Here is a 1,107-nt window from a genome sequence, read left to right on the forward strand (position 1 = left end):
GATCGAAGCCGGGTCGAGGTCGATGTGAATGATCTTGGCATACGGGCAGAACTTCGAGGCACCGTTGATGACACGGTCGTCGAAACGCGCGCCGACAGCGAGGATCACGTCAGCATGGTGCATCGCCAGGTTGGCGGTGTAGCTGCCGTGCATGCCAAGCATGCCGATGAACTGACGGTCGGTGCCAGGGAAGCCACCAAGGCCCATCAGGGTATTGGTCACTGGCAGGTTGAGCATCTTCGCCAGTTCGGTCAGTGGTGCGGAACCACCGCCGAGGATCACGCCGCCGCCCGAGTACAACACAGGGCGCTTGGCCGCCAGGAGCATTTCTGCCGCCTTGCGGATTTGACCGGAGTGACCGCGAACAGCCGGGCTGTAGGAACGCAGCTTGGCTTTTTTCGGGAAGACGTATTCGAACTTCTCGGCCGGGTTGGTCATGTCTTTCGGGATATCGACAACGACCGGGCCAGGACGGCCGGATTGCGCCAGGTAGAACGCCTTCTTCATGACTTCCGGGATTTCCGACGCGTGCTTGATCATGAAGCTGTGCTTCACGATCGGCCGGGAGATACCGATCATGTCGGTTTCCTGGAACGCATCGGTGCCGACCATGGTGCTAGGCACCTGGCCGGAAATGATCACCATCGGAATGGAGTCCATGTAGGCGGTGGCGATACCGGTGATGGCGTTTGTTGCGCCAGGACCGGAAGTCACCAGTACCACACCGGCTTTACCGGTGGCACGGGCGTAGCCGTCAGCCATATGGGTAGCCGCTTGCTCGTGACGAACCAGGATGTGGGTCACTTCCGGTTCTTTGAACAGGGCATCGTAAACATGAAGAAGAGCACCACCCGGGTACCCGTAGATATATTTGACGCCTTCGTCGCGCAAAAAGCGGACGAGCATCTCACCGCCAGATAAAAGCTCCACGTTGCTCACCTCTAAAACGCCAGAATACCGCCCACGAAAAATGGGACGGGTCTTAATAGGTTTACTTCTCGGCAGAGCATGAGCGACGGTGGTCGCCGACTACGTCAGCACTGACTGAGCAAGTATTGGGATCGTCCCAAGTGTTGCGGGCCTTTCCCACCCAGCGCGAGGTAACGC

The 1,107-nt window shown here is 58.6% G+C and carries 1 protein-coding gene; it reads right to left on the bottom strand.

Annotated elements, in window-relative coordinates:
* A partial coding sequence (locus tag AC1DVH_RS31590) for a thiamine pyrophosphate-binding protein (RefSeq protein ID WP_477757089.1) occupies positions 1-930 on the bottom strand: 930 nt, incomplete at its 3' end.
* Between the last annotated feature and the right edge of the window lie 177 nt (positions 931-1,107).

The sequence above is a fragment of the Pseudomonas sp. P4_C3 genome, from assembly GCF_056402075.1.